The 26,480-nt window shown below is 46.1% G+C and carries 22 protein-coding genes and 2 riboswitches; of the genes, 6 read left to right on the plus strand and 16 right to left on the minus strand.

Translation table 11 applies throughout. From position 1 onward, the window contains the following. Positions 1 to 82: 82 nt before the first annotated feature. Positions 83 to 1,141, plus strand: coding sequence for a LacI family DNA-binding transcriptional regulator (locus OA79_RS15665; protein WP_082825506.1), 1,059 nt, complete (start codon positions 83 to 85; stop codon positions 1,139 to 1,141). Between the two features lie 7 nt (positions 1,142 to 1,148). Here OA79_RS15665 and OA79_RS15670 read toward each other — a convergent pair whose 3' ends face one another. The 11 genes from OA79_RS15670 to OA79_RS15720 form a co-directional block, all read right to left on the minus strand. Continuing rightward, positions 1,149 to 1,859, minus strand: coding sequence for a 3'-5' exonuclease (locus OA79_RS15670; protein WP_063334180.1), 711 nt, complete (start codon positions 1,857 to 1,859; stop codon positions 1,149 to 1,151). A gap of 3 nt (positions 1,860 to 1,862) precedes the next feature. Continuing rightward, positions 1,863 to 3,719 (minus strand): DUF294 nucleotidyltransferase-like domain-containing protein, encoded by a 1,857-nt coding sequence (locus OA79_RS15675; protein ID WP_063334181.1) that lies wholly within the window; start codon positions 3,717 to 3,719, stop codon positions 1,863 to 1,865. 11 nt (positions 3,720 to 3,730) lie between these two features. Beyond that, entirely contained in the window at positions 3,731 to 4,297 is a 567-nt protein-coding gene (locus tag OA79_RS15680; RefSeq protein ID WP_063334182.1) for a TMEM165/GDT1 family protein, read from the minus strand. A gap of 84 nt (positions 4,298 to 4,381) precedes the next feature. After that, positions 4,382 to 4,489, minus strand: a riboswitch (yybP-ykoY riboswitch). Between the two features lie 69 nt (positions 4,490 to 4,558). Then, the gene (locus OA79_RS15685; protein ID WP_063334183.1) at positions 4,559 to 6,142 is read right to left on the minus strand and encodes a BCCT family transporter; all 1,584 of its coding nucleotides are present in this window, start codon (positions 6,140 to 6,142) and stop codon (positions 4,559 to 4,561) included. A 374-nt stretch (positions 6,143 to 6,516) separates the two neighbouring features. Further along, positions 6,517 to 7,686: a radical SAM family heme chaperone HemW gene (gene hemW / locus OA79_RS15690; RefSeq protein WP_063334184.1), complete on the minus strand. Its 1,170-nt coding sequence runs from the start codon at positions 7,684 to 7,686 to the stop codon at positions 6,517 to 6,519. Beyond that, the gene (locus OA79_RS15695) at positions 7,683 to 8,288 is read right to left on the minus strand and encodes an XTP/dITP diphosphatase (protein WP_063334185.1); all 606 of its coding nucleotides are present in this window, start codon (positions 8,286 to 8,288) and stop codon (positions 7,683 to 7,685) included. The genes hemW and OA79_RS15695 overlap by 4 nt, the downstream gene beginning before the upstream one ends. A 51-nt stretch (positions 8,289 to 8,339) precedes the next feature. Continuing rightward, positions 8,340 to 8,936 (minus strand): methionine biosynthesis protein MetW, encoded by a 597-nt coding sequence (gene metW, locus OA79_RS15700; RefSeq protein WP_063334186.1) that lies wholly within the window; start codon positions 8,934 to 8,936, stop codon positions 8,340 to 8,342. Beyond that, positions 8,926 to 10,107, minus strand: coding sequence for a homoserine O-succinyltransferase MetX (gene metX, locus OA79_RS15705; RefSeq protein WP_063334187.1), 1,182 nt, complete (start codon positions 10,105 to 10,107; stop codon positions 8,926 to 8,928). Before metX ends, metW begins: the two co-directional genes overlap by 11 nt. 158 nt (positions 10,108 to 10,265) lie before the next feature. Beyond that, a complete protein-coding gene (locus OA79_RS15710; protein ID WP_063334188.1) occupies positions 10,266 to 12,152 on the minus strand; it encodes a methyl-accepting chemotaxis protein in 1,887 nt (628 codons plus the stop codon). A gap of 194 nt (positions 12,153 to 12,346) precedes the next feature. Further along, positions 12,347 to 12,952, minus strand: a complete 606-nt coding sequence (gene rsmD, locus OA79_RS15715) for a 16S rRNA (guanine(966)-N(2))-methyltransferase RsmD (RefSeq protein WP_082825507.1) — start codon at positions 12,950 to 12,952, stop codon at positions 12,347 to 12,349. Continuing rightward, positions 12,952 to 14,268, minus strand: coding sequence for an insulinase family protein (locus OA79_RS15720; protein ID WP_063334190.1), 1,317 nt, complete (start codon positions 14,266 to 14,268; stop codon positions 12,952 to 12,954). The genes rsmD and OA79_RS15720 overlap by 1 nt, the downstream gene beginning before the upstream one ends. Before the next feature lie 172 nt (positions 14,269 to 14,440). On the opposite strand from OA79_RS15720, the gene ftsY reads away from it, so the two are divergent. From ftsY to rpoH, 4 genes are all read left to right on the plus strand, one after another. Continuing rightward, entirely contained in the window at positions 14,441 to 15,697 is a 1,257-nt protein-coding gene (gene ftsY / locus OA79_RS15725; protein WP_063334191.1) for a signal recognition particle-docking protein FtsY, read from the plus strand. 36 nt (positions 15,698 to 15,733) lie between these two features. Then, a complete protein-coding gene (ftsE, locus tag OA79_RS15730; RefSeq protein ID WP_063334192.1) occupies positions 15,734 to 16,405 on the plus strand; it encodes a cell division ATP-binding protein FtsE in 672 nt (223 codons plus the stop codon). Then, a complete protein-coding gene (ftsX, locus tag OA79_RS15735; RefSeq protein WP_063334193.1) occupies positions 16,405 to 17,412 on the plus strand; it encodes a permease-like cell division protein FtsX in 1,008 nt (335 codons plus the stop codon). Before ftsE ends, ftsX begins: the two co-directional genes overlap by 1 nt. A 129-nt stretch (positions 17,413 to 17,541) precedes the next feature. Further along, positions 17,542 to 18,408, plus strand: coding sequence for an RNA polymerase sigma factor RpoH (rpoH, locus tag OA79_RS15740; protein WP_063334194.1), 867 nt, complete (start codon positions 17,542 to 17,544; stop codon positions 18,406 to 18,408). Between the two features lie 81 nt (positions 18,409 to 18,489). On the opposite strand, the gene OA79_RS15745 is transcribed toward rpoH, so the two are convergent. From OA79_RS15745 to metK, 5 genes are all read right to left on the minus strand, one after another. After that, entirely contained in the window at positions 18,490 to 19,350 is an 861-nt protein-coding gene (locus OA79_RS15745; RefSeq protein ID WP_063334195.1) for an energy transducer TonB, read from the minus strand. Positions 19,351 to 19,354: 4 nt separating this feature from the next. After that, positions 19,355 to 20,302, minus strand: coding sequence for a glutathione synthase (gshB, locus tag OA79_RS15750; protein ID WP_063334196.1), 948 nt, complete (start codon positions 20,300 to 20,302; stop codon positions 19,355 to 19,357). Between the two features lie 219 nt (positions 20,303 to 20,521). After that, entirely contained in the window at positions 20,522 to 22,027 is a 1,506-nt protein-coding gene (locus OA79_RS15755) for a TolC family outer membrane protein (RefSeq protein WP_063334197.1), read from the minus strand. A gap of 96 nt (positions 22,028 to 22,123) precedes the next feature. Further along, entirely contained in the window at positions 22,124 to 22,858 is a 735-nt protein-coding gene (locus OA79_RS15760; protein WP_063334198.1) for a 16S rRNA (uracil(1498)-N(3))-methyltransferase, read from the minus strand. Positions 22,859 to 22,946: 88 nt separating this feature from the next. Continuing rightward, complete coding sequence (gene metK, locus OA79_RS15765) at positions 22,947 to 24,110, minus strand: methionine adenosyltransferase (RefSeq protein WP_063334216.1); 1,164 nt, start codon at positions 24,108 to 24,110, stop codon at positions 22,947 to 22,949. A 77-nt stretch (positions 24,111 to 24,187) separates the two neighbouring features. Then, a riboswitch (SAM riboswitch) is annotated at positions 24,188 to 24,263 on the minus strand. A 214-nt stretch (positions 24,264 to 24,477) separates the two neighbouring features. On the opposite strand from metK, the gene tkt reads away from it, so the two are divergent. After that, positions 24,478 to 26,478 carry a transketolase gene (gene tkt, locus OA79_RS15770; protein WP_063334199.1) on the plus strand — a complete coding sequence of 667 codons (2,001 nt, stop codon included), beginning with the start codon at positions 24,478 to 24,480 and terminating at the stop codon, positions 26,476 to 26,478. Positions 26,479 to 26,480: the final 2 nt, after the last annotated feature.

A 26,480-nucleotide genomic window follows, 5' to 3' on the forward strand; every position in this document is an offset into this window, starting at 1 on the left:
CTTGATAGAATGTTTGAGTCTTATCCAGGGTGTCAAATGGACTATTGGGTGGGTAAGACTCTTAATTCTAGTGAGTGCTTGTATGAAAAAAAGTATAAAAAAACTGACCTTAAAAGACGTTGCAGAACGTTTGGAGGTATCAACGGCAACCATCTCAAATGCCTTTAATCGTCCTGATCAACTGTCAGCCAGTTTGCGCGAAAATATTCTGAGTGAATGTGAGAAGATGGGCTATTTTGGTCCCAATGCCGCCGCAAGAAGTCTACGCACTGGGCGAACAGGGATTGTTGGCATCGTATTGTCAGATGATTTAAGTTACAGCTTAACGGATCCAGTCGCGAATCAGTTTCTGAAGGGCATGGCTGAGATATTTGAAGCCAATGAATATAACATGCTGCTGTTGTCTTCCGACGAAGTGGAACAAGATGCACAAAGCCGCATGCAATCTTCTATGGTGGATGGTTTTATTGTTTACGGCCATAAACCTCAACAGTGCATTAATGCACCTTGGTTAATGCCAAACAAAAATATCATTACCGTTGACAGTTTTATTCCCGGTACGACCTCGGTGAATGTGGAAAACCACAGTGGTGCTTACATCATTGCGAAACATGCCTTGCAGCACCAGCCTGAAACCGTCGCCATTCTAGGGTTGAGTCTGTTAGACACCGACAGGGTTTGTCGGATTCGTGAAGATGAGTTGTTTGATCGTGCAGCTTCTATTTCGATTCAGCGATTGTACGGTTATTTTGAAGCCCTAAAAGAGCATCAAATCACCGTGCCATCTGAGTGCATCTGGAACATTCCTGAGAACAATCATAAATTGGCGTATCAAGCGGCTCGTGAAGCGCTTACCATGGCCAATCGCCCTAAGCTATTGCTTTGTATGAGTGACTGCATTGCCATTGCGGCGGTTCAAGCGGCGCTGCAACTTGGCATTCGTGTTCCTGAAGACCTTCAGGTGGTGGGCTTTGATGGGATTGCCGAAAGTGAGAATTTTCATCCATCGATCACCACGATTCATCAGCAAACCGTGGAGAAAGGTCGAGTCGCCGCGGAAGTGTTCTTAGGCTTACGTGAAGCCAAAGATGTGGTGCTAGAAACTGAGTTAGTCATCCGCGAGAGCTGTCCCGCTTTGTAAGGGCTGTTTAAAGCCAATAGTCGCTAATGTCGGCATTTACATCCATATGATAAGCAATTTGGGCTTGCAGTAACTCAGCAGATGATAAGGCATCCGTAAGGGCATGGTGAGCCTTGTACCTAGGTAAATGATAACGTTGTCGGCAAGCATCCAAACGCAATGATGGTGGCTTGCCAAAACGCTTCCACCAAGGTTTGTGTTGTACTTGTCGCTCGATGTCCATGGTGTCTAGCACGGGAAAATATAATGGGTAACCGTAGCGTTTAAGTGAGGCCTCTAGTAGGAACTGACGCTCAATCGAGACACAATGTACGACAACCACTTGTTGAATCAGGGTGTCTAAAATCTCATCCAAAATACTGTCCAATCTTGGCGCTTGCGCCAATTCAGCGTGAGTAATTTCATGAATGGTCACGGATTCGGCGTGTAAATCATGCTTGGGCTTGGCCATCCAATAACGTGCGCCCTGACAGCGAATTGCATTATGGGTCATGGGAATTAACCCCAAACTGATAATCTCATCGATTTTTGGGTCTAGTCCTGTGGTTTCCAAATCCAATGCGAGTAAGGGGGCGTCTTTGAGTGGCGTTGTGGCATGGATCATCCCCGCTTGATAGTAACGTTTTAGGGCGCCTTCTGGTGCTTCCTCAGCCCATTGTTCAAAGTTAGCTTGCCAATCTTGAAAGGAAACGTTTTTGTTGAATTCAATGTTAGCCATAATTTAACTGCGTTTACCGGCATAGCGAAATTTAATGAACTCTTGTTGGCGCGCCACTATGTCAAAAGCATCCCTGAGATGGCGTTTTTCGAAAGAGGACAAGTTGGCTGGATTAACATGATTGTTGGGCGTTTCTCCAGCATCAATTTGGTCTTTCTGGTGACGAATACGTACCATGCCAATCATTTCTAAGGCGAGGGCCAAATCTTTTGCTCGTCCATCTGGAAGAAGCCCTTCTGCTTCAATGTCTTCGAGTCGCTCTAAGGTATTGAGTTTATCACTGCCAATCGCCAAGGCATGCACGCGGACTATGTCGATAATCGGTGCAATGCCTCTTTCTTTTAAGTTAAAGGTACGTGATTGTTTGCCTTCACCGTCCAAGACAAACTGCCGGAAGAAGCCTAGTGGGGGCTTTCTTTGGTTTGCATTGCGGGCCATGAAGGTCAAAAAGCCGGAATGCGCTTTGGCTTCTGCCCGAATGTGACGATTGAGTTTGGTGGCCAGAGTTTTGTCCCCATAAATACCGCGTAAATCGAAGAAAATAGACAAACGCAGTAACGCTTCCGCTTTTGGCTCACGTATCCAGTCGGTAAAATATTGCTTCCACACAGAGATCGGCTGACGCCAGCGAGGATTCGACGCCATAATGTCGCCGCTACACAAATCATAGCCACATTTGTCCAGATTCTGACACACCCATTCACTGAGTTGCTCGAAATACTCTCCGTGAAGGCTTTCATCGTACTTATCACTGAGAATCAAGGCATTATCTTGGTCTGTCTTTATGATTTGTTCTTCTCGCGCTTGTGAACCTAGGGCGACAAAACAATAGGGCACGGGCGGTTTACCAAATTGGTCTTCTGCTAACTGCAATAAACGTTTCACAAAAGCAGTGCCAATGTGTGACATGGCATTGCCTATCATCTGTGTATTGGCATCAGCGACCACCAATTGTGTGAAGGTATGTGTCATCTTACGACTAATGGCTTGTAAACCTTCTATGCTGGATTGTTTAAAAATATCGCTGATTAAATAGACACTGCCGTGGCTTTCTTTTTGGACAATGTCGCCTGTGCTAACCACCCCAATGGGCCGATTGTCTTTAATGACGGGTAAGTGGTGAACGTTGCGCTCCATCATTTTGAGTACGGCTTCAGAAGCATAGTCGCGACTGTCCATGACGATCGGGTCTGGTGTCATAATCTCCGAAATGGGCGTGTCCAAAGCGAGCCCTTTGGCTAAGGCTCGGGTGCGTAAATCACGATCAGTGACAATGCCGATCAACTCATCTTGTTCCGTAATCAACAAACTGGAAACGCGCTTTTCGGTCATGATTTGCGCTGCGGTGAGTATGTCTGAGTCGGCTTTTGCACTGACAGGCTGACGTCTTAATAAGCTGATGACGGGACAAGTCATTAAAGAAACATCGGAACTTTGTGAGTCCATGGCGAGACGTAGACGAACTTCTCGTGCGAGTTCGAAGAAGTCAGAGAAAGTATCGTTTTCTTCGTACAGTTTGAGAAACCAACGAGCAGGTATGCGGTACAGTAAGCTGTCTTCGATGGCGCGCATCGATTGCGATGATTTACCTCCACGCAACAAAGAAGCGTAGCCAAATAACTCACCTTCGTTCATACGGCGAATGAGTTTGTCATTCTTGCTTAAGGCTTCAATGGCTCCACTGCGAATAAAAAACAAAGTATTGTTGAGTGTGCCTGGGGAAATAACCCATTCGCCTGCACGAACGTATTGGATTTCGATTTCCTTTGTCATCTCACTCAGCTGAGCTTCTTCTGCAATATCGTTGAAGGGCGCGTGCTGACAAATGGCTTCCAAAATTTCAGTTAACTCAACGTCCATAACTAGGCCTTTTAAGTGAGTTGCGGAGTGATAATGGTGACGATACCTATGATGATAAAGAGTATGCAAGCCAGTTTTCGTGTGTAGTTGGCGTCGACTTTATCCATCAACCAGCGTCCAGCAAAGACCACAGGAACGTTGGCCATCATCATACCCAAGGTAGAGCCTATCAAGACCGCCCATACACCGCCATAGTGAGCGCCTAATAATACCGTGGCAATTTGTGTTTTATCGCCGATTTCAGCTAGGAAAAACAGCATGAAAGTGGCGCAGAAAGCCCCGTATTTTAATAATGGATTTTCCTCACTATCGTCTTTATCAGGGATCAATAGCCAAAAACCGACCGCGATGAAACTGAATCCCACAATCCAGCTAGCAAAATAGGTTGGAATCCATGTCGCAAGGGCAGAACCGAACCAGGCTGACATAGCATGATTTAATAATGTCGCGATTAGGATACCGAGCACAATGGGGGTTTTTGAGGCAAATCGTGTTGCTAGAAAGAGCGCCAAGAGTTGGGTTTTATCACCCATTTCGGCTAATGCAACGGTTGAAGTAGAAGTAAACAACGCTTCCATTTTGTGATGTTCCTAGGTGGGCGATAATACAAAAGACAAACAACTTGAGCCCACCAGAGTCAAGTTCTTGTCTTAAGTCTCATCAATCCTGCGAATGGCGTCAGGACTTCCTTGCCATGAGCATGTGGCTCAATTATGTTGACAAAGAATCTTTGCGAATAGCAAAGAAGATTACTCCCCTAAGATGGAGAGATGATAGTGTATTTTGCGTACAGAAACAAGAAGGGCGGCCGAAGCCGCCCTTTGCCTATCTGTTAAGTTTTACTTATACAGATGCATATCACTGCTTAAACCTTTCCACAAACTGACACACATAACCAGCATCAATAAGGTGAATGGTAAGCCAATGGTGATCGCTGCCGCTTGAATCGCGCCTAGCGCTTCTGAGCCACCACCAACTAGTAAGGCAATTGCAATGATGCCTTCCAAGACCGCCCAGAACACACGTTGAATCATCGGAGCATCGGTTTTACCGCCAGCGGTAATACCATCGATGACTAACGAGCCTGAGTCAGAAGAGGTCACAAAGAAGACCAAGACAAGAATGATACCCACGAACGAGGTAATGGCCGTTAATGGAAGGTGTTCAAACATTTGGAACATAGCCAAAGAAGAATCACTGATACCATTGGCTAATTCGCCAACACCGTTTTGAACTTGTTCCAGCGCCGATCCACCGAACACAGACATCCAAACCAGTGTGACCAACGTTGGTACAAGTAATACCGCGATAATGAATTCACGTACGGTACGACCACGAGAAACGCGTGCAATAAACATCCCGACGAAAGGTGACCAGGAGATCCACCAAGCCCAGTAGAATACAGTCCAGCCATGGTAGAAGGTTTCATCTTCACGGCCAATCCAGTTACTTAGAGGGATGATGTGTTCAACATAGTTCAGTAAGAAAGAGCCCATTGCTGCGAAGATGGCACCAGTATGGCCAACAATCACGATGAAGATAGCCAATGCAGCAGCGATGATCATGTTGACATTGGAAAGCAGTTTCACACCACCTTCAAGACCTCGAGCAACAGAGATAATGGCAATCGCGGTCACACCACAGATCACAACAATTTGGGTCGTGAGTGTGTTTGGAATATCGAACAAGAAGTTCAAACCGCTGGTGGCTTGCTGTGCACCAAAACCAAGAGAGGTAGCAAGACCAAAGATGGTTGCAATGACCGAAATGATGTCGATAAAGTGACCAATAACGCCCCATACTTTTTCACCGAATAATGGGTAAAAAGCAGAACGGATGGTAAGAGGTAGCCCTTTGTTGTAAGCAAAGAAAGCCAATGAAAGTGCAACGACGGCGTAAATGGCCCAAGGGTGAAGTCCCCAGTGGAACATAGTGGCGCCCATGGCCAGATCTTTTGCTTCAGGGGTGTTTTTCATGACCTCGAACGGTGTGCCGTACCAACCTGTGTAGTACGCGACAGGCTCCGCCACACTCCAGAACATCAGACCAATACCCATACCAGCAGCGAACAGCATGGAGAACCAAGTGATGGTTGAGTGCTCTGCTTTCGCTTCGGTACCACCAAGACGGATGCGGCCAAAAGGCAATAGAATCAAAGCCAAACAAAATAGAACAAAGATGTTACCAGCAACCATGAAGAACCAGTCAAAGTTATTAATTGACCAGCTTTTGGCACCGGAAAGAACGGCACTTGCATCGGCAGGGAACAAGATACTACCAAGAATGAAGGCCAAGATGATCAAGGCGCTGGTGGTGAAGACTGGGTTTAGGACGTCTAAACCAAGGAATTGGATATTGTCCTGTCCAACCTTGTAAGACGTGTTGTACTCCGCCCGACCACTGTCAGGTGCTTTATTGCTCATAATATTCTCCTGATGAAGTGAAACTTTTCCAATCTCTCAATGTGCAACAACATGCGTGAATATCACGGCTTATCACTTAACCCTATAAGAATAATGCTTCTTAAATTGTTCTTTAAGCGACGTATTTTGTTCTGTTTTGGATCATGGGAATGCTTAGCATAGCCCTCGGCTTACAAGGAAACTCATGGTTCAAAACAGAACGCAATTAAGCGTTTAACATTGAAATTTTGGTTGGAAAAGTCACTAATTTGATATTCCAATTAAGCCAAAAAAGGCCATCGAAGACGGCCTTTTTTGAATTATCGGGGCAAGAGTTACATCAATTTAGTTAGATGTCAAATTATAGTAAATGCGATGCACTCTTGATGCCGTAACTAATGTAGAAAGAGTTCAAGCAGCTCATTGAGAAAGAGCTTGCCTTTTTCTGTGGTTTTAATCTGCTCTTTTTGCCAGGCTTTTTCGTCGAGTAAACCTCGCTGAAGACCCGTCTGACAGGCTTGAATCAGTGATTTTGGTAGCTCATTCTGCGCATATCTTCGATATTCCTGCAAATCAAAGGATTCAAACAAACGTAAGCGATTCATCATAAACTCCAGTGGCATGTCCTCTGGATTAATGGCTTCTTTGATCACGAGTGCTTCAGGTAAGTTATTCAGATAGTGATTTGGGTGGCGAGTCTTTCGAGTACGAAATATTTGACCATTAACTAATGTGATCTTGCCATGTGCGCCAGCGCCAATGCCAATGTAGTCACCAAATCGCCAATAATTCAAATTATGCGCCGCTTGGCGTCCTTGTTTGGCGTTAGCAGACACTTCATATTGCGCATAACCTTGCGCGGCCAATAGGGCTTGCCCTGCATCTTGAATTTCCCACAGGGTATTGTCTTCTGGTAAGGCTGGAGGACGACGATAGAACTCAGTATTGGGTTCTATGGTGAGCTGATACCAAGAAAGGTGCTCAGGGTTAAGGGTCATGGCCAATGTTAAATCCGCCATCGCCATGTCTAAGCTTTGGTCTGGTAAACCGTGCATTAAATCCAGGTTAATATTATCGAAGCCTGCAGCTCTGGACTTATCCACAGCATGTATGGCTTCCTCACGGTTGTGGATTCTTCCTAGGGTTTTCAACAGCTTTGGCTGAAAACTTTGGATGCCAATGGAGAGGCGATTGATGCCGGCTTGTCGAAAATGACGAAACTTTTCTTGTTCAAAGGTGCCTGGGTTGGCTTCCATGGTGATTTCTGCGTCGTCGGCCCAAGTCAGTTTTTCCCGCAGCGCGTCCATTAGCCGGTAATAAAAGTCTTCGCTCATTAAGCTGGGTGTACCGCCACCAATAAAGGCGGTTTGTATTGGCCGCCCGGCGACGTAAGGTAAATCGACCTCAAGATCGGCCAGTAGTTGCGCGAGATAAGCTTCCTCTGGCAGTTGATCGTCTTGGGTAAAACGATCGGCTTGATGGGAGTTGAAATCACAATAAGGGCATTTTTTGACGCACCAAGGTAGGTGGATGTATAAGCTGAGCGGTGGCAGTAATCGACTCACAAGGTTTGATCCTGCTGAAACGCCGCTAATAGCTGTTGCAGAGCTTTGGCCCTGTGACTGATCTGGTTTTTGACCTCTTTCGGTAAGCTGGCGGCACTGCAATCGCATTCAGGCACGAAGAACAGAGGGTCGTAACCAAAACCTTCTTGGCCTTCTGTTGACGTTAGAATGCGACCTTCCCAAACCCCATGAAAGACTTTTGGTGTCGGGTCGTTTTGGTGGCGCAGGTAGGCTAGCACACAGTGGAAGCGAGCCGTTCTTTGTTCCGGTGGAACACCGTCTAATTTTTCCAATAGCAAATCATTGTTGGCTTGGTTATTACCGTGTTCGCCAGCAAAGCGAGCAGAGTAAATGCCTGGGGCACCATTTAAATAGTCGACTTCAATGCCAGAATCGTCCGCCAGAGCAGGTAGGCCGGTCTTTTCGCAAGCATGGCGAGCTTTTAAAATGGCATTCTCGATGAAGCTTAGCCCGGTTTCATCGGCGTCTTCCACTTGAAATTCTTTTTGCGGTTTTACATCAAAGCCCATATCGCTCAGCAAAGCATTGAATTCTTTGATTTTTCCGGCGTTATTGCTGGCCAGTACGATGGTTTTTTGCACGTCTTTGTCCTCTTACAAGGTCGTCTTAAAATGACGACGATGCCTGCTAATTTAGGCTTTTCGGCTAATATGAAAAATGGCCGTTTCACTGAATAGGTTGGGCATGGAGCGAATCCACCAATGGTCTTTTAGATGACCATCTACCGCTGCCCAACGTAATACCTTAATGTCTTTTTCGTGACACAAGCGCTCAAAGTCTTGGAAGGTAAAAAAGTGAATATTGGGCGTGTCGTACCAGTTGTAAGGCATAAATTCCGATACTGGCATACGACCTTTTAGCGCCAGGTGTAAGCGACTGCGCCAATGACCAAAGTTAGGGAACGTAATAATGCACTCTTTGCCGATGCGTAGCATTTCGTCGATCAATAAATCCGGACGACGAAATTGTTGTAACGCATGGGTCATTAGCACGAGATCAAAACTCTGATCTTCAAAATTCTGTAGGCCTTCATCAATGTTTTGCTCCAACACTGGAATGCCTTTCTGAATACAAGTATTTAGATCTTCTGAGCCAATTTCTAAGCCATACCCGCTGACTTTTTTGTGATTGATCAAATGATAGAGCAGTTCACCGGGACCGCAGGCCAAATCGAGCACGCGAATATTGGGTTGAATCCATTCGTCTATGATTTCTAAATCAGCGCGCATGTTCAGACTCTCCTTGACTAGCCGATGGCATTACTTGATCCGCGATGCGTGTTAAAAAACTGTTCATCGCCTGCATGTAGCGAGGAATGGGAAATAGAAAAGCATCATGACCTTCAGTGGCTTCAATTTTGGCATAGGAAACCGCTTTGCCTGCTTTAATCAAGGCATTGACGATCTCTTCACTGCGTTCTGGTGAAAAACGCCAATCGGTCGTAAAGGATACCAACAGAAATTCGCATTGGGCGCGACTCAATATGGCCGCTAAGTCGCCATTGGTCTGTGCAGCGGGGTCGAAATAGTCCAAGGCCTTAGTCATTAGCATGTAGGTATTGGCATCGAAGCGTTTGGTGAAGGCTTCCCCTTGATAGCGTAGGTAGCTCTCGACCTCAAACTCTATGCCGTAGTTGTATTGATACTCTTCATGACGCATTTGACGACCAAACTTGGCCCCCATGGCATCATCAGACAAATAAGTAATGTGACCTAGCATGCGAGCCAATCCAAGACCATTGGTTGGTACCGATTCATTGTCTAGGTAGCGACCATCAAAGAAATCTGGGTCACGTCGGATTGACTGGCGAGCCACTTCATTGAAAGCAATGTTTTGGGTCGACAATTTCGGCGCGGAGGCGACAATCACCGCGGATTTGAGACGCTCAGGAAAACGAATGCTCCACTCAAGGGCTTGCATTCCTCCTAGGCTACCGCCAACAATCGCAGCAAAGGTTTGAATGCCGAGTAAATCGGCTAAGCGAGCTTGGCTTTCAACCCAATCTTCTACGGTCACGATCGGAAAGTCCGCTCCCCAAACCTGCTTGGTTTCAGGGTTGATACTGGTGGGGCCAGTTGAACCACAACAACCACCAAGATTGTTCAATGCAATGACAAAATAACGATTGGTATCGATGGCTTTATCTGGGCCAATGGCCGAATCCCACCAGCCCGGCTTCTTATCTGCCATATCATGGTAGCCCGCTGCGTGATGATCGCCACTTAGTGCGTGGCAAATTAAGATGGCATTGGAAGCGTCTTGGTTCAGCGTGCCGTATGTCTCATAGATGAGTTGGTACGATGCCAAGGTTTGCCCGCAGGTAAGCATCAACGGCTTGTCGAAGTGCGCAATCTGTGGTGTGACTAGGCCCACAGAATCGACTGGAATGGCGTCTGGCATGGGTGTTGGTAATCCTAATGAAATACTTGTGTTCCCGTGAAGATAAGCGGGGAACTAGACCAAAAATGAATCCACACAGTCTAGCGGCTGCATGGTTTACCATCAAGGGATAGAGAAGGAAATCCCCCTTATTAACTGGTAATAAGGGGGATTCTGGGCTAGGCCAGTGTGAATATGTTGGTTTTTTGTGCCAACTGTTCAGAAAGTCGCTGAATTTGCTGAGTTTTGTCCGCTAAAATATCAATCGAACTGGTATCTTGACTAAGTTGTTGTGCGATTTGCTCCATTTCGGTACTCATCTCAACGGCGGTGCTGGCGACATCTTGGATGGCGCTGGCCATGGAATCCGTTGATTGAGTGCCTGTCATGGCGAACTGCTCAATGTTGCGCATGGCTTCTTCTGCCTTACTGCCATTCTCACTAATGATATTGAGGTTTGATTTGCCGCTTTCCATCGTGGTGATGGCTGAATGGGTTGAGCGCTGAATAGTATTGACGATGTCAGTGATTTTCGCCGTGGCATCCACGGTTTTTTCGGCGAGGGCACGGACTTCGTCCGCGACCACGGAAAAACCACGTCCAGCTTCTCCTGCCCGAGCCGCTTCAATGGCAGCATTAAGCGCTAATAAATTGGTTTGGTTGGCAAGGTCATTAATCATGGCGATAACGTTATCAATGTCTTTTGACAACTGTCCGAGTTGATTTAATTGGTCACTGGTGACTTGGACGATGCTTACCGTATCGTTAATACTGGTCAGTACGAGGTTAATTGTATCGGCACCAGACTTGGCGGATTGGTAGGTATCGTTAGATTGGTTTTTAAGTGTGTCCGTGGTGTTCGACAATTCCGTTAAGCGATTTGAGATATCATCTGTTGCTGTGGCTAAGGAGTGAGTGCGCTGGTTCACTAAATGGTTACTGGTGGTGATGTCGCTGATGCTGCTGTTTAGATCGCTGGACATGGTATTAAAAGTATCGGTTGTTGTGACCACATCTTTGAGAACATCGCCTAACCCTTCGGTCATTTCGTTTAACGATTGTCCTAACTGATCAAATTCATCCAAACGTTTTTGGTTGACGCTGGCTTTGGAAGACATGTCCCCTTGTTTTACTTTATTTAAATCACTGATGATGTTTTTGAGTGATTCATTGACACTGCGGCCTATGGTCATCATTAACAAGGTGGCAAACACAATCACGGCAAGGCTTACTGTTAGCAACGTCGCATTGGCTTGAGTGGATCGACTTTCGGCTTCTTTTTCAGCCGTCATCATAAGTTGTTCGATGGCTTGGCTGGTGTGAGTTTGACTGTCTCGAAAAGCCAATTTTTGCTGATCAAATAGGTTTTCCGTGGTCAGCAGATTTTGGTATTCCTGACCATATTTCAGTATGGCATCACGATAGGCATTGGCGGTAACGCCATGAGTGCTTTGGAAACCAAAGTTGGAAATACGACGATCAAATTTTTCAAAGTTACGGGTGAATTTTTCCAAATTGTCCGCGGTCGGATCTGAAAGGTAGCTCGCTTCAGCTTGGCGTACGCTAGAAAATTCGCGTTTGAGCAAGCTCAGGTTACTAATGTCTGCGGTTATTTTGTTGCCAAGTTGATCGATTTGACCTCGCATGCCGGATGTTGAGTCGAATCCGACTGTGTCTTGTTTGCGAGCAAGGTCTAATAAAATCGCGCTGTATTGGCGGATGATCTCAAGGTTATCTTGCAATGTTATGCTTAAGTTAGTGTCTTTACTTCTTTCAATATTGGCTTGTGTGAGTTCGGCATTTTGCAGTTCTTGGTTTTCAACCAGCTGAATATAGTCTTCGACACCCTCGCTTGAAATCGACCGAAAACGATCGGCGATGGCCAATAAATTAATGCTAATTTGATCATTGGATGTTTGGATTTTAGACAGTGTCCGAACATCTCCATTGGCGCTTTGTTGAGCAGACAGCCCTTCAATGGCGACAAAGGTGACAATGACAAAGCCGATGACGGCGGACACGAGCAACAGCATGAGTTTGATTTTGAAAGAAAGGTTTTTCAGCATTATTAGACCTACCTGCCTTGTGAGCGGCTGATGAAAACATGAATAAGTAAAGTAATCTTACTTATGCAAATACCGTGCACATATCAATGGCTTGCGCTGAGACAGACGGTGTCTAGGGGAGCTAGTCGATGATAGGGGGCGTTTGCCTCTTAATGGGGCAAACGCATTTGGAAAAGGTTATCAATAGCGCTTATTTAACGTGGACGCGATACGTCAAATAGACGGTAAACAAGTTGCCCAGCGACTTTTTCTTTGCTGAGTTGCCAATGTTCCGGTAAGGCAGTGAGAGGCGTTTCTTTTTCCATTTCAATGTAGACCAACGCTCGTTCGGCTAGCCATCCTTGCTCTAACAGAGGAATGATTTTTTCCAGCCAACCTTTTCGAAATGGCGGATCCAGAAATACGATATCAAATGCTTGATTGGCAGGTTGGCTTAGATAAGCATCCGCTGTTTGTTGAATGACTTGGGCTTGCTGTGCTTGCAAGGTGGCCAAGTTGTCGGTCATTTGTTTGGTGACTAATTTGGCGCTATCAACAAAGGTTAAATGCTTGGCACCACGGGACAAGGCTTCTAAACCTAGGGCTCCAGAGCCACAAAATAAGTCCGCGCAGACCGCGCCAGGCAGATATGGATTGATCCAATTAAACAGGGTTTCACGTACTCGATCTGGTGTGGGTCGCAAACCTTCGACATTGGGTATGGGTAACTGACGAGAACGCCATTCTCCAGCAATAATACGGAGTTTGCTTACCTTGGTTTTGGTCTTGCTGGCGTGGTGGTTAGAGGCGTGTTTTCTCATTATTGGTAAACCTGAATCTCTTGGTAAGTTTGCGCATTGATTAATTGTCTTAAAGCCAATTGGTAGTCTTCATAGCGGAAATTGTCGACGGCTTCTTTGTAGTCTTGTGCGAAAGTTTCCAGTGTTAACTTACTGTCTTGATGAGTGAATTGCCCCGCAATGACACTCCACCAGGTGGGGGATAAGGTGTTTTCTTCTAACTGAATTATGAGGTTCTCCAGTAATTGCTCAAATCTTTTTTTATTCTTAATAGAAGGAACCTGTTCAACAAATACAAAGCTTTTTAGGCTGATGTCTGGTTCTCCTGTTGTAATGTTACTGACGTCAGCATACTGATTGGCCTGACTGTATTGTACGTTCCACCATACCCATGGGTGATGAGGAGATAGGGCTAAGGCGAGTTGAACAAAGTCGATATGTTCTTGGGCGTTCAAACTGTCGACGAGATCGGTTCCCCAAATCTGCAAACTAAGCCACTGTTGCACCGTGTTAACGGGTGACAGAGCAAGAGCGCTTCGGGTTTGCCATAAGACGCCCTGATTTTGTTGAATCAGGGCACTTAGGGAAGTCAAATCAATGGCTTCAGAACCACTCTTGTTAGCCGCGAAAATGGGGGAGAATTGCTCTGTAATGGCATTTAAACCGGCTTTCACAATGTTCTGGCTTTGCTCGGACATGTCGCCAACCAGATAAATCGTCGCGACCGATTGCGTCATTTTTTGATAATACTCTTTAACGTCGGACAGGGTGATTTGATTGATCGGTGTCGTGTTTTGTTGAAAAAACAGTATCTGCTCTAACTCATGTTGAACGGTTTGTTGGTAAGGGTTGCGTCCTTGCCAATTGTCGAAAGTGCGACTTTTGAAGGCCGTCTGCGTCAACCAGCTCTTGGTGAGCTTGAGGCTTGGGATGAGGTATGACGGGTTGTTACTGACGGTTAATCCAAGAATTTGGTTTTCGTGATCATAGTAAGTAGTCGCCTTAGCAGCTAAAGGAGACAATCTTTGATTTACCGATGCCGTACTAAGCGGCAGCGCATCACTCATCAGCATGGCGAGTGTCGATTGAATCAATTTTGTGTCTGTGGTCACCGCGCGAAAAGAAAAACGAATCTCGAGTTTGTCGCTGCCTTGCCAGGCGTCTTGATTAAGCCAAACGACAGGAATGCCAGAGTCTGTGGTCCATTGCTCAATGTTGGGGGTCGGCAATTTCGCGCTTGGCGCGGTGAGATTGAGTAGCCAAATCGCCAGTGTGGAGAACAGCATAATCGCCGCTAATACGGGGCGGCTAAAAAGAGGCTTGCTTTTGTCGCGCATAGTGAACCTTTAGACAGCCTGTTAACAGGGCAATTTGTGTGAAAACAGGCCTGATTGCGAATCAGAATGATGATAAAATAGTCATTTTCTGCGTCCATCACAATGGCGCAAGTCCTTATGATAGCATTTCACTGGTGTTTACTGCATCAGCCAAAACAAAGAGATGAATTGAATGGAAGTTGTTAATCAGATTATTGCTTTTTTTACTCCCTATCTTGGTGAATACGCCCGTTATGTTCCTATGGTGATTGGCGCCTTGATGGCCTTGTTGGCGTTTGTGATTCGTCGTCGTTTTGTGAAAAAAATGAGTGCAGATATCGAGCAAGCAAAAAAACAGGATGCAGAAGCTCAAAATGTCCAAGAATCGTCGGTTGAATCACAAGAAACTGTCGACACTAACGCGGCGGAAGGTTTGCATGAGGCCGAAAACGCCTCAGTGGAAGCGAATCGACAACAAGAAGTCGTTGTTGCTCCGGCCGACGTGGCAGAAGAGGTCTCGACTTTGTCTTGGTCTGAGCGTATTAAATCCGGTCTCACTCGTACACGAAGTGGTCTGGGCAAAGGTTTGTCCTCAATCGTTAGTGGCAGTAGAAAAGTAGACGATGAGCTGATTGAAGAGCTGGAAACACAGTTGTTGATGGCGGATGTCGGCATTGATGCGACTCGTACCTTAATAGAGGGTCTGACGGAAAAGCTTAACCGCAAAGAACTAAAAGATGCGGACGCTTTGTTAACGCATTTAAAAGCGGACATGGCGGCGATTCTAGGGCAATCCCAACAAGAGTTGGAACCGACTAACGCAGATGGACCGTTTGTGATCTTGATGGTGGGGGTGAATGGTGTGGGCAAAACCACCACCATTGGCAAGTTAGCGAAGAAGTATCAAGCTGAAGGTAAGAGTGTGATGCTTGCCGCGGGTGATACTTTCCGTGCCGCGGCTGTGGAGCAATTAGAAGTATGGGGTGAGCGTAATAATGTGCCTGTGGTTGCGCAACATACTGGCGCGGATTCGGCATCGGTGATTTACGATGCGATTGAGTCGGCAAAAGCGAAAAACATTGATGTTGTCATCGCCGATACGGCTGGCCGTTTGCAAAACAAACAAAACCTCATGAATGAGTTGTCGAAAGTCGTTCGTGTGATGAAAAAGCTCGATCAGCAAGCGCCGCATGAAGTTATGCTGGTATTGGATGCGGGAACTGGTCAGAATGCCATCAGTCAAGCTAAGTTGTTTTCAGAAGCGGTTGGCGTCAGCGGCATCACTTTAACGAAACTTGATGGTACTGCAAAAGGCGGTATTATCTTTGCGATAGCGAAACAATTTGGCCTGCCAATACGTTATATCGGCGTTGGTGAACAGGCTGATGATCTGCGCCCTTTCGTGGCGCAAGAATTTATTGATGCTCTGTTCACAGGGGATCAAGACTAGACACAAGTCATCTAACAATCAGGACAGTGAAGCAGAGTGGAAATAGAATTTCAGCGCGTTGGTAAGAAATACGACAGTGGCCAAGAAGCCTTATCGCAAGTGAGTTTTCATTTGCAGCAAGGTGAAATGGCCTTTTTGACTGGCCACTCTGGCGCCGGCAAAAGTACACTGATGAAACTCATGATGATGATTGAGCGTCAGACTTCCGGGCAAATTCTGATTGATGGTGTGGATTTGCGCACCTTAAGCCGACGAGCGATTCCACAACATCGTCGTCGTGTTGGGGTTGTGTTTCAAAATCACCAATTGTTATTGGATCGCAGTGTGTTTCATAACGTGGCTTTGCCTCTGCAAGTCAGTGGCGCTGATCACGAACAGATTGCGAAACGAGTCCGCGCAGCTCTAGATAAAGTAGGGCTATTGGACAAAGAAAAATTCAATCCAATGGCACTGTCGGGTGGTGAGCAACAGCGCGTGGGCATTGCACGAGCGGTGGTGAATAAACCGCAATTGCTGCTGGCCGATGAACCGACAGGTAACCTTGACCCCAAGTTGTCTGCTGAAATCATGAATCTATTCCAAGAGTTTAATCGTGTCGGTGTGACTGTGTTGGTGGCGAGTCATGATTTGGCATTAGTGGCGCGCATGCGACATCGAGTATTGACTTTAAACCAAGGTCGTATGGTCAATGATGGGGGGTTCGCTTAATGGCACAAAAGCCAAGTCAGCGAGGCGCCACGCGTGCATCAGTAAAAGCTTCGAAGCACCATTGGCCGACACGTTCCCGTTTTAACGCGAGCTTATATTTTCAACAGCATAAAACGACCTTGAAAGAAAGTTTTATGCGTTTGCTCAGTTACCCTCTGGCCAGTGTGATGACGGTGATGGTGATTGCCATTGCCTTGTCTTTACCGGGTGGGCTCTATGTAGCACTAAAAAATGTCCAAACGGTCACCGACCAATGGGAAAGGCAGTCCGTTATTACGCTTTACCTCTTCCCTAATTTGGAAGACACGGAGGCTTTGGCTCTGTCCCATCAGATTTCGGCGCAACCCGATGTCGCGTCTGTGGAATACATTTCTAAAGAAGAAGGCTTACGTTACTTTGAGCGTTCTAGTGGTTATGAGCAGACACTTTCTTCCTTGTCAGAAAATCCTTTGCCGATTGTGCTAAGAGTGATCCCGAGAGAAGCGGTGGATGTCACGACCTTGTCGAGCTTGCAGGCGTTACGAGATGAATTAGCGACCAAGCCGGAAGTAGACATCGCCGAATTAGATGCACAATGGTTACAGCGCCTTGCCAATATACTGAGTTTTGGACAACGTTTTTCATACGCTTTGTCTGTATTACTGGTGATTGCCGTGTTGTTAATTGTGGGTAATACCATTCGAGTGGCGGTTGAAAGCCGCCGTGATGAGGTTTTGGTCATGAAGTTGGTTGGTGCAACGGATGCTTATATTCGTCGGCCTTTTTTGTACATGGGATTTTGGTTTGGAATGTTAGGCGGCGTGTTCGCAAGCCTTTGTATTCTGGTACTTAGCTGGTGGGTAAGTGCACCAGCTGAGCGCTTGATTGATTTATATCAAAGCGACTTTCAACTGCAGACTTTTAATGCAGATGAGATTGTTTTATGTTTAACTATTAGTGCATGTGTTGGTGTTTTTGGGGCTTGGATTGCGGTCAACCGACACATTGCCAATATTGAACTGCAGTGACCTAAACAGGCGTGTTTCGTCCAAATTGAATTCGCCACGTTTTATTCACATTTATGTCACACATACGCAGAATTAACTTGTTAGTATTTTGTCATACAGAGTATGAAAAATTAAAAGGTGGAAATAGAGATGAGTAAAGCTCTTCAGCCTATCGATATGATGACTCCAGGTCAAAACCTTGAGTCGTATATACAAACCGTTGGTCGGATTCCAATTCTGACAGCGGAGGAAGAAAAAGCACTGGCAGAACGTTTGTATTATCAAGAAGACTTAGAAGCGGCCCGTACACTGGTTATGTCGCACCTGAGATTTGTTGTGCACATTGCGAAAAGTTACTCTGGTTACGGTTTAGCTCAAGGTGACTTGATCCAAGAAGGAAACGTCGGCTTGATGAAAGCGGTGAAGCGTTTTAATCCAGAAGTGGGTGTGCGTCTGGTGTCGTTTGCAGTACATTGGATTAAAGCCGAAATACATGAATTTATTCTGAAAAACTGGCGCATTGTGAAAGTGGCGACCACTAAAGCGCAGCGTAAGATGTTCTTTAATCTTCGCAGTGCGAAGAAAAGCCTGTCTTGGTTTAGTAATTCTGAGGTGGAGTCGGTTGCCAGTGATCTTGGTGTCACGCCAGAGGTTGTCCGTCAAATGGAAGGTCGCTTAAGTGCGTCTGACATGGCGTTCGACGCGTCTGCTGATGACGATGATGATAGCGCTTACCAAGCGCCTTCTCAGTTCCTAGAGGATCATCGCTCTGACCCAGCTATGTTGCTAGAAAATGGCAATTGGGAAGAGGACTCTAATCAGCGTCTTGAGCTTGCGATGGCAGATCTTGATGAGCGTAGTCGAAATATTTTGGTACAACGTTGGTTGTCTGATGGTAAATCGACTCTGCATGAATTGGCGGATGAATATGGAGTCTCCGCAGAGCGTATTCGCCAACTTGAAAAGAATGCGATGAAGAAAATTCGTGTCGCCATGGGCGACGGTCAATTCGATTAAATAAAATTGACATTAAAAGGCCCTCTTCGTGAGGGCTTTTTTGTGCCTGCGGTTTGTACGTCATTGTGTTGTTAAAGCGTTTTATTGGCTGCGTAATTGGTTACCAGGAATAAAGCGCCAGGTGCGGATGATCTCAAGCTTATCCACTTCCTTTTTGAGTTCACTGGGAAAGACTTGGAAAGGTTCTGCAAGACGGACGATTCTCATGGCTGCGTCATCCAATACTCGCACACCAGAAGAATGCAGGACTTCGATATCGTCCACATAGCCATTCGGTAAGATAATAACCGCCAGACGTAACTCTCCATATAAGTGATTGCGTTTTGCTTCTTCTGGGTAATGGATGTTACCAATCCGTTCAATTCGACGACGCCAATCGTCTAAATATTTTGCATCGACTGCGGCTTTCGCTGAAACGGATGTCAGGCGTCTAATGCGAGGGCGTTTGGCGTAGGATTGACGTTGCTTATCCAGTAAGGCTTCTAAGGTGGCAATGTCATTGGATAAATGACTGGGGATTTGAGTTTCCCCTCGGAAACGTTCTTCTAATGTTTTTGGCTCCTGCTCAACTTCTTTGGCCACTTCAAGGACGGCCTGTTGGTCTTGCGTGGCTAATAAACTGGGCTCTTCAATGGGTTCCGCTGAGGCCAGCTGTGGTTGTACTGGCGGCGAAATGTCTTGAATGTTATCGGATAAAAACTGTGCTTCTTCGGTGGTGGTCAGTTTCTGTTTTCGTAACTCAGTCCCACTTGCCTCTTGGTTTGCTTGAGCAATGAAGTCCGCTTCTAATGGCGCTTTACTAGTATGCTGAACTAAGGTGACTTCGAGCGTGTTGGGCTTGGGGGCGGGTAATTCGAAGTCGAAACTGACCAGCATTGCCATTAGCAAATGCAGGCTAATGGCAATGAAGAGGGTAACGGAAAATTTATCGACAACTCGCATGATATTAGATTAAGCGTTTCTCTATGGCTTCAATCAACGTCATGGCAATGTTTAGATCAAATTGATTGTCTAATTCCCTGACACAAGTTGGGCTGGTGACATTAATTTCCGTTAAATAATCACCGATGACATCTAAGCCAACAAAGAGTAAGCCCTTTTCTTTTAATGAGGGGATCACTTGTTGGCAAATCCAACGATCTCGATCCGTTAAAGGACGACCTTCTCCGCGACCGCCAGCGGCTAAGTTACCACGAGTTTCTCCGGAGGCTGGAATACGTGCCAGAGCATAAGGTACAGGTTCGCCATCCACCACTAAGATGCGTTTGTCACCTTGTTTGATTTCAGGGATAAACTTTTGCGCCATGATCTGTTCTTGGCCCATATTGGTAAGCGTTTCAATGATGACACTGACATTTGAATCATCGGGTTTTAGACGGAAAATAGAGGTGCCTCCCATACCATCCAATGGTTTGAAAATCACATCGCCATGTTCCTGATGAAAGCTTTTCAGTAAATCTGCACGACGTGTGACCAATACGGGTGGGCAACACTGAGGAAACTGAGTCGCAAACAGTTTTTCGTTGCAATCGCGTAGGCTTTTTGGATCGTTTACCACCATGCAGCCATCTCGTTCTGCTTGTTCAAGAATCATGGTGCTGTAAACAAACTCCCCATCAAATGGTGGGTCCTTACGCATTAAAATAACGTCTAAGTCTCCCAAGGCAATACGTTTCTCTTCGCCAAGGTCGTAGAAATGCTCAGGGTCCTTATGAACGCTTAAAGAGCGAGCCATGGCATACGCTTTGCCATTGTCTAGAAAGAGATCTTTTTGTTCCATGTAAATGAGTTCCCAGCCTTTTTCAGCGGCGGCCCATAACATGGCGAGGGAGGTGTCTTTTTTGTAGTTAATGGATGAAATTGGATCCATTACCATGCCGAGTTTAATGGTCATTGTGGTGCTTCCTCAAAATGAGTAGACGGCAGTGTTTAGAAATAGCCGAGTAATATCTATTGATGCTATAGAAATATGGGGGCGCTGAGAAGAAAAAACAGCCCAGTTTTTTTAATAGTTTGAATCAGTGAGAGAGATTCTGTAATGTGCTTTTCGCTTTTGCTAAGGTCAAAGTGAATTCTCAATAAAAAGGGCGAATAAAAATCCGCCCTTTCGACCTTACCAACTGCCGGAGTTTTCATCGGCCTCTAGGAATAACTCACTTTCCTGCGGCGTTTGATTCTCTGTTGATGTAGTGACATCGGTTGTGTCAGGGGTATTGGCTGGCACCACGTTAGATTCAATGGATTGCAGATCCTCTGTCGCACTTTGTTTTTGCTGAGCGTTTGTCTGCGGCGTGACAAACTCGTCTTCGAACCCCAGTAGTGGTGGACGATAAATTCGGAAGGCGCGCATTAGTTCGCCTTTGGCGTTGAACAAACGGAATTCAGAAAAGAGTTCATCGTAGTCAGCATTGACATAGTCTTGGCGTGCTTGAAAGAGTTCATTTTCACTGTCTAGAACGTCTAGGAGTGTGCGGCGACCAAGGCGAAATTGCTTTTCGTAAGCCACTTGCGACTCTTTGGTGGCAATGACATATTGACGAATGTGTTCTTTTTGACCGGTGGTGGCTTCAAAGGCCGCCCAAGCCAATCGAACCGTGAGTTCGGTATCACGTATGGTGTTACGACGGATTTCCGTGGCTTGAATGTTTTGCTGTTCCGCCGCGTATTTTTTACGCTTATATGAACCGCCATTATAAAGGTTGTAATTCAATCGAATCATGGCGATCAAGTCTTCACTCGGACCTTCATCGCCATCAATGTTATTGTTCCAAGTTCTTTCTAAGACGAAATTGATGTTGGGATATTTATCCGCTTCAGCAATCTTCTGGATGCTCTCGGTTGCCGCAATATCCCAATAGGCGCCTTCAATCGCTGGATTTTTTGACAAAGCTTGCTGAATGGCACTGTCCAAATCTTCAGGTAATATAGCACGATCAGGTACCGGGTAGATCAGGTCTTTTGGTGGCATTTCACCGACGACTTTATTGTAGTTGCTTTCGGCATCGCGTAAATTGTTTACAGCGGCTAAATGGTTGGCATGTGCTTTTGCTAAACGAGCGGTGATCTGGCTGAGATCGGATTGTCGACCAATACCCGTATCCGTTTTCAATTTGATTTGTTTGTAGATGCGCTGGTGTGTCTCTAGGTTCATTTCGGCCAAATTGACTAGTTCACGGAAGCGTAAAATGTTGGCATACGCTTGAGCAACTTCAAGCGCGGTATCTTCAACTGATATCAGAGCACTCCAACGATCGGCTTCCGCCTCGTTGTGTAAACGATCCACTTCATTCTGTGTGCTGAAACCACTGAAAATGGGTTGATTCAGAGATAATGACAGTTCGCGTCGAGTCAAGCCTATGTCATCTGAGGAATCGTCGTCACCATATGTGGTTTCATGACCAATACCAGCCGCCAAATCAACGCTTGGGTAATAGCCGTTACGTCGTGCGAGGTCTGCATTGTCTTTAGATTCGCGATATTTGGCGATGGCTTGCATGACAGTTGGACTGTTTTCAATGGCGGTGTAAGTGGCTTCTTCTAATGTCAGTGCATAGCTGTTTGCAGGCAGAGCAAATGTCCCTATGTAGAGCAGGCAAGTTAAAGCAATTCGGTAAAACATATGATCGCGTGTCCTTAAAACTTCACTGGCTAAATCTTAAAGGGATTTTCTTCAAGAATATGTAGCAGTTCTGTTAGCCATGATAAAACTGTACGTTTAGTGGATATCACCCCATAGGGTTTGAATAACGCTCAGTGCGACCACTGGAGCGGTTTCTGTACGTAACACTCTCGGCCCTAATGTAATTGGATTAAACCCTTGATTTTCAGCGTGTTGCACTTCGTTTTCGGTTAATCCACCCTCTGGCCCAATGAGCAAAGCAATGTGTTTTTGACTGGGTAGATCAAATTGTTTGATGGGTTTGGCACTGTGATGGTGTAAGGTGAATTTTAACATATTGTTACAATTCTCAGTCCATTCGGTTAACTCAATGGGAGGATAAACTACAGGTACTAAACCTCGGCCACATTGTTCCGCGGCGCTGATGGCCACTTGTTGCCAATGAGAGAGGCGTTTTTCCATGCGTTTGTCTTCGAGCTTAACTTCACAACGTTCGCTTAATAAGGGTTGAATGGCAAAGACGCCAGCTTCAACTGACTTTTGAATCGCATAGTCCATCCGTTCACCACGGGATAAAGTCTGACCTATGGTGACTTTCACGGCAGATTCATTATCTAGGGGTTCAAATGCACCGATCGCAATGTTTGCTGTGCGTTTTTCTACATCACACAGCGTGGCGTGGTATTGACCGCCTTGGCCATTAAAGACACGTAAAGGGTGGTCAGACTTGAGTCTTAATACTTTACATAAATGTTGGAAACTGGTGTCAGGCAAGGTGAGCGTTTGGTTTTCGCTTAGTTCTGCATTGATATAAATTCGTGGGATTCGCATACCTTGTCCTAATGATAAAGAGATAAAAACACAAAAGCCTTCTTGTGCATTAACACAAGAAGGCTTTTTATAGCGGAAATTAACGCAATTATAAACCAGCGGCTTGACGTAACAGTTCGGCTTTATCGGTTTTTTCCCAGGTGAAGTTGTCACCAGTACGACCAAAGTGACCATAGGCCGCTGTTGGTAGATATATTGGACGTTTTAGATCCAACATTTTAATCAAACCTGCTGGACGTAAATCAAACAGTTCGCGTACTAACTCGACAATTTTTGCATCACTAATTTTGCCAGTGCCAAATGTGTTGATGCTGATAGACGTCGGTTCTGCCACGCCGATGGCGTAAGATACTTGAATCTCACACTTATCAGCTAAGCCGGCAGCGACGATGTTTTTCGCCACGTAACGGCCAGCATAAGCGGCGGAGCGGTCAACTTTGGATGGGTCTTTACCGGAAAAAGCGCCGCCGCCATGACGAGCCATGCCACCATAGGTATCCACGATGATTTTACGACCAGTTAAACCACAATCTCCAACAGGACCGCCAATAATAAATTGGCCAGTGGGGTTGATGAAGTATTTGGTTTCTTTTGAGAGCCATTCTTCTGGTAAAACTGGTTTGATGATTTCTTCCATCACGGCTTCACGTAGATCTGCTTGTTTAATCGCCGCACTGTGTTGTGTCGATAAAACCACCGCATCGATAGCACAAGGTTTGCCGTGTTCGTCATAACGGAAAGTTACCTGACTTTTGGCGTCAGGACGTAAGAAATCTAGAGTGCCGTTTTTACGAACCTGAGCTTGGCGTTCAACTAGACGATGCGCGTAGGTGATAGGAGCTGGCATCAAAACATCGGTTTCGTTAGTGGCGAAGCCAAACATCAAACCTTGGTCGCCTGCGCCCAGTTCTTTCTCACCCGCTTCATCAACGCCCACGGCAATGTCTGCAGACTGCTTGCCGATGGCGTTCATCACGGCGCACGACTCCCAGTCGAAGCCCATGTCGGAACTGTTGTAGCCAATTTCACGGATCACGCCGCGTGCGATTTCTTCAATGTCGACCCAAGCATTAGTACGGACTTCACCAGCAACCAATACCATGCCGGTTTTTACTAGGGTTTCACAGGCGACTCGCGCTTCTGTGTCTTCGGCCAGAATGGCATCAAGAATGGCATCGGAGACTTGGTCGGCGATTTTATCTGGGTGACCTTCAGAAACGGATTCTGAAGTAAATAATGAATATTCTGACATGTTTAGTGCCTCAATCAAAAAATGAAAAAGCGCTAAAAAGGCATAAAAAAACCCGCTTAGCATGTAGGTCGCTAAACAGGCATCTGTGCTGCTTCTGTTTAGCTGATTTTATATAGCGTCCGCAAGCCGAAACAAATCGACGCTGTAGTGACGAATGATGGCCGAAAATTGCACAGATGGCAAGATGAAAAGTGGATTTATATGAGGCAAGAGACGGTTTTTTTGTTAGGATGGTGCAGATTTAATGAGAATACTTTTTCTTGGCCCAAAAATGAGGCAAATGTGTAGGGTTGGCATTGCATGCTGGCTTTACCCTATGGAGAATGTTCTTTCTATTGTTCGTTAAGCTACCAGGAGTGGAACCAACATGTCGTCTCGGAAACAACTTGCTAACGCCATACGCGCACTCAGTATGGACGCCGTACAAAAAGCTAACTCAGGTCACCCAGGTGCTCCAATGGGGATGGCTGATATTGCCGAAGTACTATGGAACGATTATTTAAAGCATAACCCTTCTAATGCTAAATGGGTTGACCGTGATCGTTTTGTTTTGTCGAACGGCCATGGTTCTATGTTGATTTATTCTTTATTGCATTTGTCTGGCTATAACTTGCCAATCGAAGAGCTAAAACAATTCCGTCAATTACATTCTAAAACACCAGGTCACCCAGAATACGGTTATACCGACGGCGTTGAAACCACCACGGGCCCATTGGGTGCTGGTATCAGTAACGCGGTTGGTATGGCAATTGCTGAAAAAACGTTGGCGGCGCAGTTTAACCGCGAAGGTCATGACGTAGTTGATCACAATACTTACTGTTTCTTAGGTGATGGCTGCTTGATGGAAGGCATCTCTCATGAAGCTTGTTCACTTGCTGGTACGTTAGGCTTGGGCAAATTAGTCGCTTTTTGGGATGACAATGGTATTTCCATTGATGGTCATGTTGAAGGCTGGTTTACCGATGACACGCCGAAGCGTTTTGAGTCTTATGGCTGGCATGTTATTGCGGATGTGGATGGACATGATCCTGAAGCCATTAAAGCCGCAATTGATGCGGCAAAAGCTGAAACCGGTAAGCCAACATTGATTTGTTGCAAAACCATCATTGGCTTTGGTTCACCGAATAAATCTGGTAGTCATGATTGTCATGGTGCGCCACTTGGTGACGCCGAAATTGCTGCCGCTCGTGAGTTCTTAGGTTGGCCGCATGCGCCATTTGAAGTGCCAGCTGATGTGTATGCTGGTTGGGATGCAAAAGAAGCCGGCGCGGCTCGTGAAACAGAATGGCAAACTAAGTTTGCTGCCTACCAAGCGGCTTACCCTGAATTGGCGGCGGAATTTGAGCGTCGTGTGATTAAGGGTGATTTGCCTGCGGACTTTGAAGAAAAGGCGCAAGCGTTCATTCAAGAGTGCCAAGATAAAGGCGAAAGCATTGCCAGTCGTAAAGCGTCACAAAATGCCATTGGCGTATTCGGTGCCATCTTGCCTGAATTGTTAGGTGGTTCCGCTGACCTTGCCGGCTCTAACTTGACGCTTTGGTCTGGTTCTAAAGGCATTCAAGATGACCCTGCTGGTAACTACGTATACTACGGTGTGCGTGAGTTTGGTATGAGTGGCATCATGAACGGTGCCTCTTTGCACGGTGGTTTCATCAATTATGGTGCGACCTTCATGATGTTCATGGAGTACGCACGTAATGCGGTACGTATGTCCGCTTTGATGGGTATCCAGAACGTTTTTGTTTACACCCATGACTCTATCGGTCAAGGGGAAGATGGTCCAACTCACCAACCAATTGAACAGCTTGCTAACTTGCGAATGACCCCGAATATGTCGGTTTGGCGTCCATGTGATGCGGCCGAAACGGCGGTTGCTTGGAAAGCGGCGATCGAACGTCGTGATGGTCCAACGTCGTTGGTGTTCTCTCGCCAAGGTCTACCAGCGCAAGCGCGTGATGCCGCGACTCTAGCGAACGTCGCGAAAGGTGGTTATGTGTTGCAAGATTGTGCGGGTACGCCAGAGCTTATTTTGATCGCGACGGGCTCTGAAGTGGGCTTGGCAATGTCTTCTGCAGAAGCGTTAACCGCGAAAGGGAAAAAAGTACGAGTGGTTTCAATGCCTTCAACTAGCACGTTTGATGCACAAGACGCGGCTTATAAAGAGTCGGTATTGCCTGCGGCCGTTACTAAGCGTGTTGCCATTGAAGCGGCGCATGTGGACTACTGGTACAAGTACGTTGGCTTCGAAGGTGCAATGGTGGGTATGTCTACTTTTGGTGAGTCAGCACCGGGTGGTGATTTGCTTAAGCACTTTGGTTTCACCGTTGAAAATGTGGTTGCGACGGCAGAAAAAATTCTAACGGCGTAATT

Origin of the sequence: Marinomonas sp. TW1 (assembly GCF_001625355.1) — a bacterium.
Lineage (GTDB): Bacteria > Pseudomonadota > Gammaproteobacteria > Pseudomonadales > Marinomonadaceae > Marinomonas.